This is a genomic window from Microvirga arsenatis (genome assembly GCF_009910705.1).
Classification (GTDB): Bacteria; Pseudomonadota; Alphaproteobacteria; order Rhizobiales; family Beijerinckiaceae; genus Microvirga; species Microvirga arsenatis.
On sequence record NZ_JAAAXJ010000037.1, the window covers coordinates 1 to 14,908 of the forward strand.

Annotated in this window: 10 protein-coding genes and 3 pseudogenes; 10 read left to right on the plus strand and 3 right to left on the minus strand. The window is 63.6% G+C overall.

Annotation, left to right across the window (positions count from 1 at the left end; all coding sequences use genetic code 11):
- Positions 1-347 precede the first annotated feature (347 nt).
- The 4 genes from GR303_RS23585 (at position 348) to GR303_RS25605 (ending at position 5,011) form a co-directional block, all read left to right on the plus strand.
- Positions 348-1,193 (plus strand): SWIM zinc finger family protein, encoded by an 846-nt coding sequence (locus GR303_RS23585; RefSeq protein WP_161726837.1) that lies wholly within the window; start codon positions 348-350, stop codon positions 1,191-1,193.
- A gap of 1,265 nt (positions 1,194-2,458) precedes the next feature.
- Positions 2,459-3,655 (plus strand): metallophosphoesterase, encoded by a 1,197-nt coding sequence (locus tag GR303_RS23590; protein WP_425487142.1) that lies wholly within the window; start codon positions 2,459-2,461, stop codon positions 3,653-3,655.
- Positions 3,656-3,795: 140 nt separating this feature from the next.
- Complete coding sequence (locus tag GR303_RS23595; protein ID WP_161726835.1) at positions 3,796-4,098, plus strand: PepSY domain-containing protein; 303 nt, start codon at positions 3,796-3,798, stop codon at positions 4,096-4,098.
- Between the two features lie 430 nt (positions 4,099-4,528).
- The gene (locus tag GR303_RS25605) at positions 4,529-5,011 is read left to right on the plus strand and encodes an Hsp20/alpha crystallin family protein (RefSeq protein ID WP_161726833.1); all 483 of its coding nucleotides are present in this window, start codon (positions 4,529-4,531) and stop codon (positions 5,009-5,011) included.
- On the opposite strand, the gene GR303_RS23605 is transcribed toward GR303_RS25605, so the two are convergent.
- Positions 4,964-6,580 (minus strand): ABC1 kinase family protein, encoded by a 1,617-nt coding sequence (locus GR303_RS23605; protein ID WP_161726831.1) that lies wholly within the window; start codon positions 6,578-6,580, stop codon positions 4,964-4,966. The two genes, GR303_RS25605 and GR303_RS23605, sit on opposite strands and share 48 nt — an antisense overlap.
- Positions 6,581-6,671: 91 nt before the next feature.
- Positions 6,672-6,899: pseudogene (locus GR303_RS24460) on the minus strand (IS256 family transposase); the annotation flags it as partial.
- A 265-nt stretch (positions 6,900-7,164) separates the two neighbouring features.
- Between GR303_RS24460 and GR303_RS23610 the strand changes: the two are divergent.
- The 3 genes and pseudogenes from GR303_RS23610 to GR303_RS23620 all read left to right on the plus strand — a co-directional run bounded on the left by GR303_RS23610 (position 7,165) and on the right by GR303_RS23620 (position 10,293).
- Positions 7,165-8,385 (plus strand): IS110 family RNA-guided transposase, encoded by a 1,221-nt coding sequence (locus GR303_RS23610; RefSeq protein ID WP_201752210.1) that lies wholly within the window; start codon positions 7,165-7,167, stop codon positions 8,383-8,385.
- A 213-nt stretch (positions 8,386-8,598) separates the two neighbouring features.
- Positions 8,599-9,044: pseudogene (locus GR303_RS25610) on the plus strand (IS5/IS1182 family transposase); the annotation flags it as partial.
- Between the two features lie 343 nt (positions 9,045-9,387).
- Positions 9,388-10,293, plus strand: a complete 906-nt coding sequence (locus tag GR303_RS23620) for an MBL fold metallo-hydrolase (RefSeq protein ID WP_161726825.1) — start codon at positions 9,388-9,390, stop codon at positions 10,291-10,293.
- Positions 10,294-10,494: 201 nt separating this feature from the next.
- Here the strand turns inward: GR303_RS23620 and GR303_RS25065 are convergent, their stop codons facing one another.
- Positions 10,495-10,677, minus strand: coding sequence for a hypothetical protein (locus tag GR303_RS25065; RefSeq protein ID WP_246205879.1), 183 nt, complete (start codon positions 10,675-10,677; stop codon positions 10,495-10,497).
- Positions 10,678-11,427: 750 nt separating this feature from the next.
- On the opposite strand from GR303_RS25065, the gene GR303_RS23630 reads away from it, so the two are divergent.
- The 3 genes and pseudogenes from GR303_RS23630 to GR303_RS23640 form a co-directional block, all read left to right on the plus strand.
- The gene (locus GR303_RS23630) at positions 11,428-12,540 is read left to right on the plus strand and encodes an efflux RND transporter periplasmic adaptor subunit (protein ID WP_161726823.1); all 1,113 of its coding nucleotides are present in this window, start codon (positions 11,428-11,430) and stop codon (positions 12,538-12,540) included.
- Positions 12,537-13,616 carry an efflux RND transporter periplasmic adaptor subunit gene (locus tag GR303_RS23635; RefSeq protein WP_161726821.1) on the plus strand — a complete coding sequence of 360 codons (1,080 nt, stop codon included), beginning with the start codon at positions 12,537-12,539 and terminating at the stop codon, positions 13,614-13,616. The genes GR303_RS23630 and GR303_RS23635 overlap by 4 nt, the downstream gene beginning before the upstream one ends.
- Positions 13,613-14,788 (plus strand): annotated as a pseudogene (locus tag GR303_RS23640) (efflux RND transporter permease subunit); the annotation flags it as partial. The gene GR303_RS23635 and the pseudogene GR303_RS23640, both read left to right, overlap by 4 nt.
- Positions 14,789-14,908: the final 120 nt, after the last annotated feature.

Genomic DNA, 14,908 nt, shown 5'->3' on the forward strand with positions numbered 1-14,908 from the left:
GCGTAAAACATTGGTAGTCTCGGTCATAGGCGTATCGCTCTTCTCGAAGAGGTTCTGGCAAGGCTTGTCACCCGCCTCGGTACGCCGCCTTTCTCAAACCGTCATCACCTAGATTCCGCCATAGCTCAGCATGGCCCCGCTACGTTCCGGTTGCGGAGCGTCGGAAGCAAGCCGCGCGCGAGGTAGAGAGGCTGCGCAAGAAGGGACACCCGGTCGCCCCCGTCGTCCTGGAGGGGCGCACCATCGCCCGGACCTTCTGGGGCAAGGCATGGTGCGACAACCTGGAGAACTACCAGGATTTCGACAACCGCCTGCCGCGTGGCCACACCTATGTGCGCAATGGTGCGGTGATCGACCTTCAGATCTCGGCACTGGAGATCAAGGGGGTGGTGAGCGGATCGTCAATCTACAGGGTCAGCGTCAGCATCACGGCGCTGGGGCCGACGCTGTGGCGCTCGATCTGCACGGATTGCACCGGCGGCATCGACTCCCTGGTTGAACTGCTGCAAGGCCGGTTCTCCAAGGGCGTGATGGAGCGGATCTGCCGGCAGGACGGAGGGCTGTTCCCGAAGCCGTCGGACATCCGGTTCTTGTGCAACTGCCCGGATGGAGCCTCTATGTGCAAGCACGTTGCCGCGGTGCTGTATGGCGTTGGGGCTCGGCTTGATGAGGCACCCGAGCTTCTGTTTCGGCTCCGTGCGGTGGACGGGAAGGATCTGGTCGCCAATCTCGATACGGCGCTGTCAATATCGAGCCAGCCGCTCGATACGGGCAAGGTCCTGGAGACGGACGACATCTCGGCCTTGTTCGGCTTGGACATGGCAGAGACCGGAGGTGCAACCCCCGGCCATGATGCTATGCCCGCTGCTCCCGAGCCGGTGATCCGAATTGGCCAGAAGCGGACCAGCACAAAGGCAATGGGGCGCAAGACAAGCGTTCAATCTCGCCCGGCACCCGCTGCGCCCACAGCAAACCCGCACGCCGCAGCGCCGGCAAGGCGGATCCGTAAAACCGGCAAGGCCGGCAAGACGCTCCATTCCGCTGAGCCGAGCGCGCAGGCTCGGCCCAGCGGCGGCGCCCCGGCTCAAAAGGCGTCCACGCGAATCCGAGATCCCGAAGCCCGGAAAGGCAAAGGTCAGCGGACAGTGCCGAAACCGGAGATAGAACTAACCCCGGACGGGTTCGTGAAGTAGTGGAAATGACCCCGAACCACCGGAACCAGGAGCGCTTGGATGTCTCTGAACACGGTGTGACGAACTCTCTTCAAGCTTGGATGAGGACGGTCGAATGCCCATATGAAGCCTATGCCGCACAAGGGATCTTCGCCTCGCACCCTCGACCTGTTCGAGGTTACACTCACCGTACCGACCCCTCGGTCCGAACCGGCTCCTGCCTCGGCCAAGCTGTGGGAGCTTGCCGGTCTGTCTGATGCACAACTGGCAAGGCACCTTGTCCAACTCATGGATGAACTGCAGCGCCGGATGGAGGCGGGCAGGGGGAGCCGGCCTGAGCTGAAGACAGCGATAAGAGATGCCAGCGTATTCCTTGAACACCACAATCCGCGCCCGTCAAAACAACGGGGTAGGTCCATACGATCCGGTAAGACCTCATCTGCACTACAAGAGGGACAACGCAAGGCGGTGCGGGCTGCCCTTCTGGCGGGAGTGGCGCCGGCACAAGTTGCGAAGCACTTTGGCCTGCCGCTGGCCGCCGTCCGAAAGGTGCTTGAGGAGGCCGCGTAAGCTTCCGGGTCGGACGCGCTAACCTGCGTCGCACTCGAGCATCCGTTCCTAAGCCTCAGCGGGACCCTCTGCCTTTTAATCAGGGGTCCTGGGTTCGAGTCCCAGCGCGCTCACTAACTACTTCAAAGGGTTACCGGCACACGCCCTTTGAGCCGTCTTTTCCCAGGTAGCCAATAGGTAGCCAGACGCTGCGTTCAACTTCGACCGTCTTCGGCTTGCCTTGGGCAAATCCCGTCAGCTCGCACCGTGAGCGTGTCAGGGCCGGTTCTCTCCGGGGAGGGGCGTCGTAGATGATCAGCAGGCCGCCATCCGCCTGCCTCAGGCCAGAGCTCAAGCCCTTCCTGGTGATCCACATGCAGCTAGCAGGGTAGCTCGGTCACTGTTTCGATGCACTCAGGAGCGATGACGCCGGAATTCTGAGGCATAGGTGCTCGGAACGGGTCTCGACATCGTGAGGTGACAGCGCTGCGCCGAGTACCCAATCCTGCGGCGGATCTTCAGGGACTGCGCGACAGGCCCTGTACCGACCCCGCCGACCGTTCTAGGTAATCGGACTTCCAGCCGACCGTTCCGGTCACGATCTCCTCGATCCAAGGGTGTTCATGTTCCACCTGACTTTCGCACTGCCCGCCCTCTATGTCTTGGCGCGGTTCGTGTGGCTGTTGCGCGACAATCAAAACCCCGTGCGCAAGCAGGGTCGCTGATTGTCGCGCAACATGTGGCCGCTTCCGTGGGCGCCGGGCGGGAAGATTGCCCTTGCCATCGCCGTGCTCGTGGCATCGCAATACCATCTCTGGAGCCGCCTTTCGTCCGGCTCGGTCTTCTCGCCCGAGTTTCCCCGTGCTCTCGTGCTGATGTTCAACTGGGCGTTCGGGGCAATCGCGCTGCTGGCGGTGATGCAGATCGCACTCGATCTGACCGTCCTGGTCGCACGGCTGGTCCGGGGCGGCGGAGCTATACCGGACAGCGTGCGCTACACGGCCGCGACGGCGGCCATGCTGCTCTCGGCCGTCGGCGTGTACCAGGCGACGCGTGTTCCCCCGCTCAAGGATGTTGAGATCGCCATCCCCGGGCTGCCGCCTCAGTTCGACGGCTACAGGCTCCTGCAAATGACCGACCTCCACATTAGTCGCCTCTTTCCCAGGGAGTGGACCCAAGCGGTGGTCGAGCGGTCCAACGCGCTCGGGGTTGACCTGATCGTGGTCACCGGCGATCTGATCGACGGTTCCTTCGGCGCGCGGCGTTCTGACGTGGCGCCGCTGCGCGACCTGCGAGCAAGGGACGGCGTCTGGGTCATCCCCGGAAACCATGAGTACTTCTTCGGCTACGAGGAGTGGATGCGCCAGTACGCCAGCCTGGGGATGCAGGCGCTCGCCAACGATCATACGGTCCTGACCCGTGATGGCGGATCGCTGGTGCTGGCCGGCGTCACCGACCTGTCGGCGCCTCGATCTTCCCATCCGGCACCGAACCTGTCGGCGGCGCTTGAGGGCGCGCCGTCCGGAACGCCGATCATCCTGCTCGACCACCAGCCGAGGAACGCCTCGCAGGCGGCCGCACGTGGTGTAGCGTTGCAACTCTCGGGGCATACCCACGGTGGCATGATCCCAGGATTGGACCGGCTGGTCGCGCGCGCTAACAACGGCTTCGTCTCGGGCCGATACAAGGTCGGCGGCATGACGCTCTACGTCAACAACGGCACGGCGTTGTGGCCCGGCTTCGCGCTACGGCTCGGGCGTTCCTCCGAACTGACCCGCATCACCCTTCGACGCGCGTCACCGCAGGATGGTCCGCCCGCCCATGCGCCGACGAGTTCGGAGCGGAACCCTCAAAAGTCCAGCACCTGTCGGACGGCACCGGGCGGTAAGCCGGCGCTAACTGTCGCTGGAAAGTCTGAGCGCGTTGAGCGATGATCCCGTTCGCAGGCTGTCGGCCGTGACCGCCTGATTATCCCGGCTCAGCCCATGACTGGCGCTCTTACACCACACCACGGGACACGATCGACCCGGACCAAAGAGAACGGAACACAAAGCTTGAAGGAGGAGATATTTGCATGAGAACAGCTACGGTATTCGTTGGCCTGAGCCTGTTTGCCATCACGAGCGCATTTGCCCAAACTGATAATAAATCCGACCCATTATCAACTCTTCCACCTCCAGATAGCGTTAAGCTCTCCCAAGTAATCGCTAAGACTGAAGTCAGGCCAGGATTTTACGCGATCAAAAGCGTATCGTTCTCGGACGGCCAGTACGAGATTGTTTATTTTATGCAGGACGGAGCAGAAGTCAGGCTGAACTACGATGCAAAAACCGGCCAGGCACGGCCACCAAAAAGTGGGGGCCTGTTTGGAAGGTAGTATATAATGTTTAACGAGACTGTTCCGCCACTTCCGGCCCTAATCGACGATGCCAGGCTCCTCAAGTATGGTCGCCAACTCCAGCGCCCCGCCGCAGCGCGCTTCAGTTTGTCCTGGATGGTGCTCGTCGCTACGCCGAGCATCACGGCGATCTCCCGGGCACTGACGCCGTCCGGGTGAGCCAAAGCATCTGTCGCAATTGTCTCATGGTCAGCCTTTTCTCTGCCGGTATCGCGCTCTCCTCATGGGACAAGGAGCGTGTTGCCCGAGTTGCTGACCCAGGAAATCCTCAGACCCCGAAGGCTGGCCGGCTTCATTCCGGAATGGTCACCGACATCCAATCGAAATACCCGGCCGGTTTGAACCGGAACCCGCGCCTTGATTTCGCCACGCCCTGGCATTCTTCTGTGCGACAAATCGAGGAGTTCAGATGATAGGCGACATTCAGCTGAAGCTGGGCGGTACGGCTCTGACGGCCCGCCTCGAATATCAGGGAGTTCTGGCTCGTGGACTCGGCAGGCTTTGGCGACGGCCCGCCCGCAGCACCGATCTCAGCGGCGCGGCCGCTGCCACCTTTTCGGTCTCGGAATCCTTGGAGAAGGTGACCGTAGTGTTCGAAGTCCCCGGCTACGGCCGCGACCAGCTGTGTCTAGAGGCCACCCCGCATTCGGTTCGGCTGAGGGGCCCCGAGCTCTCGACCGAAGGCCGGAGCGGAGGTGAGCTCGATCGCCTCGTGCCGCTGCCCGAACGGGTAGAGCCGGAGCGTGTCGCAGCGAGCCTTCGGGATGGTCTTTTGACGGTTGATCTGCCGAAAGCTGCGTGGGTTCGAGGGAAGGCCCGCCGCGTCCCTATCAAGCCAGCTCCCTCAGTCGCGACGGCGCACCACAAAGACCAGCCAGATAATCACGCCTAGGCCGAGCGCCAGCAGGGAAAACGCGGATCGCGTCGGGTCTCCACCCGACGACAGCGAGAAAAGAGCGCCGGCGAGAATCAGTGCGGCCGCGACCACGGCGTTGGCCAAGGCGTCGCCGGCGCGTCGGACGGTGCCCCTGAGAGCGTCCAGGTCCGCGATCGAAACCTGGACGACGATTCCTTCGCGCCTCAGCCGCGCCATGCCCCTCCGCAGAGCCTCGGGCGCGGTCGTGGCGAGCTGATCGAACTCCTTGAAAGCCCGAAAACCCCGTGCCGCCAAAGCCTTGAAGCTGAAGCGCTCAGCGAAGGCCTGCAGCACGACGGGTGTTATAGCCTCGATCACGTCCAGGTCGGGATCCAGTGTTCTGGCCAAGCCCTCGGAAATACCGATCGCTCGCATCAAGAGAACGAGATCAGGCGGGAGCGCAAGCTCGTTTTCCCGGGCGATCGAGATGAATTCCGTAATCGCCTCGGCCAGACGGATGTCGCGGCCCGATTGTGCGCCGTAGCGCGCAAAGAACTGATCGACGGCCGGTTCGAGCCCGAGCGGAGGCGGACCTGGCCGGCGAGCCCAGTCCATCAGGATGTCCGAGACCGCCCCGACGTCGGCGTCAACCAAGGACCCGAGGACGACAAGCACCTGTTCGCGACGCTTCGCTGAAAGGCGGCCCACCGAGCCGAAGTCGAGCAAGGCGAGCCGGCCCTCAGGCGTGACCAGCACGTTCCCAGGGTGAGGATCAGCATGGAACACGCCCTCTCGCAGCATCAAGGCCAGCAATCCCTGGGCCGCTTCCGGGGCGAGTGTTCGGGCCAGCGCCGGCTCCGAAAGCCTGAATTCCGAGTTGGGGCTCGTGCCCACGATGCGATCGCTGACCAGGGTCCTGTCCGTGCTGAACTGCCGATAGACGCGCGGTACGACAAAGACGGTGGTCAACCCGCGGATATCCTCCTGGTTGCGCGCCTCAATTCTGAAATCGATCTCCTCGAGAATTGCTTGCGCCAGTTGCTCGACCACGCGGGTAGGTTGATGTCGCCTAAATGCCGGTGCCCGCCGTTCAATCACTCGTGCGGCAGCCGCGAGCAGCCGCAGGTCGGCGCGGATGACCTCCTCTATGCCCGGCCGCCGCACCTTCACAACGACGGGCTCCCCCGTGGTGAGCCGGGCTCCGTAGACCTGAGCAATGGACGCAGCAGCGATAGGCGTCGGCGAAAACTCGGCGAACACCTCTGCGGGATCGGCGCCCAAGTCATCCATCAGCTGGGAACGCACTTCCTCAAACGGCACGGGCGCGACGTCGTCGTGTAGCCGGCTCAGACGCTCCGTTAGCTCGGGCGGAAGCAGATCCGCGCGCGTTGCCATGATCTGACCCAGTTTGACGAAGGTGGGCCCTAGCCGCTCCAGTGCGCGGACGAATGCCTCCGCCTCGGCCTCAGCGTCGAAGGACTGCACCTTCCGGGTCCGGACCAACCCGAGGCGAGCCAAAGCGGGCTTGAGCCCGGCCTCGCCGAGCACCCGCAACATAGTCACGAGCCGTCGGTAGTCGCCCGCTGAGAGTCGTGAAGCGATCATCGGGGCTGTGTCCTCCGTGGACGCAAGGGAACCGTGGAGTAGCCCCGCTCAACTTGCTCGAGTTATGCCGGAATTTAGGTGATGGGGCCGATTAGGTGATGTTGTGTGCCGGCGCCGAAAGGATCTTGGCGCCGTCCTTAAACCTGACACCGGTAATCACCTTCGGCAACTGGTTTTCGCCCAACAGCCAACGTCAGGTTTTCGAAGCCGCCATGATCAGCTTGAACACCATCAGCCGCGCGGTCGTTGGTGACAGCGCGCCTTTGGTGCGCATCGTGCGGTGCCGCACCGTCGCAAACACACTCTCAATCGGGTTTGTAACCGGTATGAAGATGACGGTGCCGCTGTCCGGCTGGAATTCTCAAGGTTCTGGCGTATGGTGCGACCATCCGGGACAGAGGCACCGGGAGCACGAAGTGCGGGCAGGCCGATGTATACGATGAGCTGAGAGCTCGTGTTAGTAGCTGGCCGCCTCTGCGACTGACCCGGTTGCGCTGCGAGCGCGGATCCGTAGGTGTCGTGTCGCCCCACGCTCCCGATCATAACGCGATCAAGGGAGCTTCGTCATGCGACGCGTGATCGGAATGGACCTCCACCGTACTTTCGCCGAGGTCGTGATCTGGGAGGAGGGTCGGCTGCGCCATCATGGGCGCATCGACATGACCCGAACCGCCCTGGAGGGCTTCGCCAAATCGCTCAAACCCACCGATGAGGTGGTGATCGAGGCCACCGGTAACTGCATGGCGGTGTTGCGGGTGCTGTCGCCCTTCGTGGCACAGGTGATCATCGCCAATCCGCTCCAGGTCAAGGCCATCGCCCATGCCCACGTCAAGACCGACAAGATCGACGCCGGCGTGCTGGCCTCCCTGCAGGCCGCCGGCTTCCTGCCGTCAATCTGGACGCCGCCGCCTGAGGTGGAACGCATGCGGCGTCTGGTGGCCCGGCGCGACCAAGTGGTTCGCCATCGCACCCGGATCAAGAACGAGGTTCACTCGATCCTGCATGCGCATCTGATCCCGCGCTGCCCCCATGCCGATCTGTTCAGCCGGGTCGGACGAGCATGGCTCCAGCGCCAGCCTCTCCCGTCCGACGAGATCCTGGCGATCGAGCGGCACGTGCGCGAACTCGACCGGCTCGGCGAGGATTTGGAAGTCCTGGATCGCGAGATCGCCCAGGACGCCCTCGGCGACCCTGCGGTCAAGCGGCTGATGACCATCACGGGCGTGAACCTCACGGTGGCCGTCGGTCTGATCGCGGCGATCGGCGACATCCATCGCTTCAGCTCGCCGCAGAAGCTGGTCAGCTATGTCGGTCTCAACCCGCGGGTGCGCCAATCTGGCTTGGGCCTGGCCCAGCATGGCCGCATCAGCAAGGCGGGGCGCTCTCATGCCCGTGCCATGCTGGTCGAAGCCGCCTGGGCGGCGGCCAAGTCGCCCGGACCACTGCACGCCTTCTTCGTGCGCATCCGGGCCAGGCGGGGCCATCAGGTCGCCGCCGTGGCAGTGGCGCGCAAGCTGGTGACCTTGTGCTGGCATCTTCTCACCAAAGAAGCCGACTATCTCTGGGCTCGTCCGGCCCTGGTAGCCACCAAGGTCAGGGCAATGGAGCTACAGGCTGGGCGGCCGGCCCGGAAAGGCAACAAGCGCGGACCAGCCTACAGCTACAATGTGAAGGAGCTCCGCGACCGGGAGATGAAGGCAGCCGAACAGGCCGAGAGAGCCTATGAACGGTTCGTTGCCCAGTGGCAGCCCAGACCACCCAAGGGCAAGGTGCGCGAGCGCCTCAATCCGACAAGGCTCGAATGATCAGGCGGCCCGACGGAGCTTCCAGTCGATGCCCCGCTCTTCGCCACGAGGTCGTCCGCGCAAGGAGAGATTACCACAATCGGCAGAAAGGTGCTTGTCAATCTCATCCGTCGTCCGCAGATGGATCCAGTGCTCGGCGGGCCAATCGAAGAAGGCCAGCAGCGCCCGCTGGTCCTTGCGCACACACTCCACGGCTTTCGGATAGCGCGCGTGATCGGTTACAAGGTGCATCTGACCGAGACGTGCGACGAGAGCGGCCAGCACCTGATCACGCATGTGGAGACCACGCCCGCGCCCTTCGTTGATCGCGACGCTCTCGCAGAAATTCACAAGACCCGCGAGGCAAAGGGTCTGCTGCCCGGCACTCACCTCGTCCATGCCGGCTATGTCGCGGCCGACCAGCTTGTCGCCAGCCGGAAGAAAGTCGTGGCGCTCCTCGGCCCGGCTCCCAAGGCTTATCAGCGGCAGACCCAGTGCGGCGAAGGCTTCACGGTGCAGGATTTCATCCTCGACCGGGATCGGGAAGTCGCGACCTGCCCGGCAGGGCATCAGAGCAAGACCAGACTACCATCAGGGGCGAACCACGTTCAAAGTTCGGTTCCCGATGAGCGATTTGCTGGTCATGTCCCTTGAAACTATGCAGTCGCTGTTCTCGGCGAAACGCCGCTCGCACGAACGTGTCAATCCGCGTTCACCAGGCTCATGACGCTTCCAACCAGCGCATCGTGAATCAAGGCAGCCCCGGACGAACACCCGGAAATGCGGTCAGCAACCCACGCATCAGAGTTTGCTCAACCGTCGGCCTTGCGGCTCTGCCGCCGACCCAGCGCCATTGCTCCATCATTGAGTGCCCTGATCTTTTGCAGGGGCAGATCAGGGTGTTCATAGCCTTTAGCAACGAACATCAGATATTTTATCTTGACCCGCGCTCTTGGTCGTGGGCAGCTTAATCGTGTGCGGTAGCGCACATCAGCAGGGTTTTCGATTGGTTATGATCCTGACATGGTAAGGTGTGTTGCCTCCTCCGAGGCGTTGCAGGTCCGATTTTGGGGTACACGCGGTTCCACCTGCGCGTCCGGTCCTCAATTCGTCGAGTTCGGATCGCATACGCCCTGCGTCGAGGTCCGATGCGGCGAGCGTCTCTTCATTCTCGATGCGGGCACCGGCCTCTCGGCGCTTGGAATGGAGCTCGGCCCGAACGCTCCCGAGAAGATCGACATTCTCCTCAGCCATCTCCACCTCGACCACATCAGCGGCCTGCCCTTCTTCAAGCCGGCGCTGCTCGCCAAGGAGCGCGTGATCCGCACCTATTGCGGGCATCTGGAGGGCGAGAGCGCCATGGAGCCTTTGGGCAGGCTCTTCGCCCCGCCCCTGTTTCCCGTCCGCCTCGGCCAGCTTCCGGCCCGCTTCGAGTATCACGGCTTCAAGGCCGGCGAGCCGATCACCTTCGACGACGGCACCCGGATCGAGACCCACCTCCTCAATCATCCCGGCGGCGCCACCGGCTACCGCCTCAGCCATGGCGGCCGCAGCGTCTGCTACATCAGCGACGTGGAGCACAGCGACCCCTGGCCCGATCCGGATCTCGCCGCCTTCGTGCGCGACACCGACCTGATGATCTTCGACGGCATGTTCTCGGATGCCGAATATTCCTATTGCCGCGGCTGGGGCCATTCCACCTGGCAGAAGGGCGTGGAGCTCTCGAAAACCGCCGGCGTGAAGGCCCTGGCGATCTTCCATCTCTACCCCGGCCATGACGATGCCTTCCTGAAGGCCGCCGAGGCCGAGATGCAGGCCGTGATGCCCACCGCCTTCATGGCTCGCGAGCGGCAGTCGATCGCCTTCGAGCCGGTGGAGGAAGAGGCGGTTGCAGAACAGGCCCAGGCCCTAAAGGTGCGCGCCGTCTAAGTGGTTCATCCGGTAAGTCATGCCGCTTCGGCAGGAGGGCGATGCCGGAGGAGCGACGCGGCCGACGCCGACGACGCTTACCCGAAACAAAGGGATGGCGGTGTGCATTCCAGTAGAGCGTGGTGCGGTGAATCGCATCGATGATCTCGTCCCAGCTCTCGAAGCGCCGGCCGGCTAACGCCAGCGAGCGCAGGACTTCCACTAGGGCTCGATCAGGTTGAGATAGGCCGCATACTTGGGGTGGAACACCATCTCCCAGCGCGGATACGCCAGCACGAACAGCAGCACGTCGGTGGTGCGGTGGGAACTCAGGTTGTCCAGGATCGCATACACCCGCTTGGTCGAACGCGGGATCCAGGCCTCAACGTGCTCCAGGAAGTCCACCCAGCGTGCGCCGCCGCGTCCAGGATAAGGATCGGCGAAGGCCTCACCGGGCAGAAGGCCCCGAAGATGTAACTCTTGGCGTGGCGACCGTAGCCGATCTCCTGCTTGGCGCGCTCGGCCAGTCGCGTCTTTGTCTGCCCCAGCGCACGACCCGCGTAGCTCTTGGCGCTCACCAATCCCATCTCGTCGAGGCAGATCACACAACTGTCCGCAGGCGGTGCGGTGTAGAGCGTCTCGATCGCCCCCTCACATGGGCCGATACGTCAGTCAAGTGCCGGTGGCAGGAGTTACCATGACATCCGGGATTGAGCCCGATGGCGCTCATGCGGACCGGTCGTCCGCATCACCTTTATCCGGTCGGGCCATAGCCCTGACCATGATCCCCCATGCGACGGGAACGGGCCCCAAAGTAAGCGCGACCATTCTTCCAGCCAGGGGGCATGAGGGATCGGCCCCCGGACAGGGCGGCTGAGAGCTTACCCTTCAAGGATAGCTTCAGTGATTGGTACACGGTTCCGCTCCCTTGTAGCATTAGAGTGTGCCTCAGGCTTAGCCATTCTGGAGATGCCAAGCCTCGGTTTCCAGGATCTGCCCGCGGCCCCTGGGGTGGCGTGAATGCCCACTGCTGCCTGGCGCCGCAGTGAACCTCCAATTGAGCAAGACGTTAGCCAAACCAAGGCTGTCGCTCTGACCTGCATCACTCGCCGCTTGCCAGAGCGTTATCGCCGCTGGCGCGGTTTGCCCGATTGAATGGAAGAGTTCGTGTTAAAGACCGATCACGTTTGTTACAAGCTGGCCCGTATCCTGGGCGCATTGGCGCTCATAGGCTTGGCGGCCTGCCAGCAGCAGGAGGCTTTGCCTGACAAGCCCCCCGCGCTCGTGCACGCGCAGGTCGTGGAACTCACTGAGTATGCCCCGACGGTCAGGCTTACAGGCGAAATCCGCGCCCGGACGGAGAGCGATCTAGCATTCCGGGGCGGCGGCCGCATCACCGTGCGGAATGTCGATGTAGGCGATCACGTCAAGGCCGACCAAGTGCTGGCGCGCATCAACCCGGAGGAACAGGAGGCCAATGTGGCAGCTGCGCAAGCGGCCGTCAGGGCTGCCGAGGCCCAGCTCCGGCAGGCGACATCCACCTTCGAGCGGCAAAAGACCCTGCTGGCGCGCGGGTTTACGACGCGCCGAGAATATGATGCGGCCGAGGAGGCGTTACGAACCGCCCAGGGCTCCCTCGAAACGGCGCGGGCACAGCTGGCGACGGCGCAGGATCAGCAGGCCCAGACGGTGCTACGCGCCGGCGTGTCCGGGATCATTACGGAACGCAACGCCGAGGTCGGCCAAGTGGTACAGGCCGCCCAACCAGTGTTCTCCATCGCGCATGATGGGCCGCGTGATGCGGTGTTCGATGTCCAGGAGTCGGTGTTTCTCCAGGAGCCGGGCGACAATCGCGTCCAGATCAACTTGGTGTCGGATCCGGATGTCACAGCAGTGGGCATGGTCCGCGAGGTTTCTCCGACGGTCGATCCGACCACCGGCACTGTCGAGGTGAAGGTTGGCATCGACAATCCACCTCAGGCGATGACGCTCGGATCAGCGGTCACCGGAGAGGCGCGCTTCAAACCCCGCTCCGTCATCGTTCTGCCGTGGAGCGCGATGTTCTCCCAAGTGGGAGAGCCTGCCGTGTGGGTGGTTGATCCCCAGACCAGGGCGGTCTCGCTGCGGCCGGTCACCATCGACCATTATGGATCCAGCAATGTGGTGATCCGGAGCGGCCTGCAGCCGGGGGAGACCGTCGTGACGGCCGGGGTTCAGTCCCTGCGGCCCCAACAGATTGTTGCTCTCGCCGGGGGACGCGCCGGATGAGAAAATCCTGTCCCATTCTCATGTCGATCGGGCTCACCCTTGCGCTCGGCGCCTGCCAGGAGCAAGAGGCCGAGGTGCCCGCGCCTGTCCGCCCTGTCCTGACCGTCATCGCCGCGCCGGAGAGGGTTCAGCAGCAGGGCTTTGTTGGAACCGTCGAGCCGCAGGTCCGGTCGAGTCTTGGCTTCCGTGTGCTCGGGCGCATCGTCAGCCGCAGCGCCAGCGTCGGCGAATCGGTTGAGAAAGGTGCGCAGCTTGCGGGGCTCGACCCGCTGGCTTTTGAGCTCGCGGTCCGGTCAGCCCAGGCCGATCTATCCACAGCCCAAGCCCAGTGGGAAACCACAAGGGCGACCGAGGCCCGGCAGCGGACCTTGCTGGAGCAGAACGCCACAACCCAGGCCGAATTCGAGGCGGCCCAGCAGGCCCGTGCCGCCGCGGAGGCAACGGTCGCCCAGGCTCGGGCGAACCTGGTGAAAGCCCGGGAACAACTCGGATACACCCAGCTGCGGGCCGATTATGCTGGCGTGGTCACCGCCGTCGAAGCGGAAATCGGGCAGGTGGTGCAACCAGGCGAGACGGTGGTGACGCTCGCCCGTCCTGATCTCCGCGAGGTGGTCGTCGACCTGCCGGAGGGCATTGCCGCCGAGCTTCAGCCAGGTTCGCGCTTTGACGTCGCCCTGCAGCTTGCGCCCACCGTTCGGGCGGGTGGAGAGGTGCGGGAGATCGCTCCCCAGGCCGATCCAGCCACCCGTACCCGGCGGGTCAGGATCACGTTGGCCGACCCGCCCGACGGGTTCCGGCTCGGCACGACCGTGACCGCATACCCTATGGCGGAGACCGCACTAGGGATCGAGCTTCCGGCCTCGGCACTTCTTGAGCGAGACGGCAGGACCCTAGTCTGGGTGGTCAATCCCGCGACCAACACGGTCTCGACGCGCGAGGTACAGGTCTCTGCCCGCAACGGGCAGACCATCCGCGTCACCGGGGGACTTGCTCCGGGAGACCGTGCGGTCACAGCCGGCGTGAACAGTCTTGCGCCCGGTCAGTCGGTGAAGATTTTGGACGAGGCATCTTCGTGAAGAACGGCTTCAACCTCTCGGAGTGGGCGCTGCGCCACAAATCTCTCGTCTGGTACTTCATGATTGTGTCCACCCTGGCGGGCGTGATGGCGTACATGAACCTCGGGCGCGAGGAGGACCCGTCCTTCACCATCAAGACCATGGTGATCAGCGCCGCCTGGCCCGGCGCCTCGGTCGAGGAGACCTTGAACCAGGTCACCGAGCGGATCGAGCGGAAGCTTGAGGAACTCCCGGCGCTCGACTTCACCCGTAGTATGACCACTCCGGGCCAGACCACCATCTTCGTCAATCTGAGGGCCACGACCCGAGGCCGTGATGTGCCCGGCACCTGGGTGCAGGTGCGCAACATGATCAGCGACATCCGAAGCGAACTGCCGCAAGGCGTGGTCGGCCCGTTCTTCAATGATGATTTCGGGGACGTCTACGGCAACATCTATGCCTTCACCTCCGATGGTTTGTCCCAGCGGCAATTGCGGGACTATGTCGAGGGGGTGCGTACCAAGATCCTCAGGATTCCGAATGTCGGTAAGGTCGAGCTGATCGGCGCCCATGACGAGGTAATCTTCCTGGAATTCTCGACCCGCCAGATCGCAGCACTCGGGCTTGATCAGCAGGAGGTTATCCGCGCCCTGCAGGCGCAGAATGCCATCTCTCCGTCCGGCGTCATTCAGGCGGGCCCGGAGCGCATCAGCGTCCGGGTCGGCGGCCAGTTCACGTCAGAGGAAAGCCTGCGGAACATCAACCTGCGCGTCAACGACCGCTTTTTCCGCCTCAGCGACATTGCCACGATCACCCGCGGCTACACCGACCCGCCACAGTCGCTCTTCCGCTACAACGGCCAGCCGGCGACTGGTCTTGCGGTGGGCATGAAAGCCGGGGGCAATCTCCTGGAATTCGGGGAAGCCCTGGAGGCCCAGATGCACAGGATCATCGCCGAGTTGCCCGTCGGGGTCGGGGTGCACCTCGTGGCCGACCAGCCCGTCGTGGTGGAAGAGGCGGTGGGCGGCTTCACACGGGCCTTGTTCGAGGCCGTGGCCATCGTGCTGCTGGTCAGCTTCCTCAGCCTGGGCCTGCGCGCCGGGTTCGTGGTCGCGCTGTCGATCCCGCTCGTGCTGGCGATGACGTTCGTGGTGATGGAATACCTTGGGATCTCGCTGCAGCGGATCGAGCTATGACGGATTTTGGGTGACGAGGCTGATCAGGCGACGTTGTGTGATGGCATCGTTGTAATCTCGGCGCCGTCCTGGAATCTGACACCGGCGATCACCTTCGGCAACTGGTTTTCGCCCATC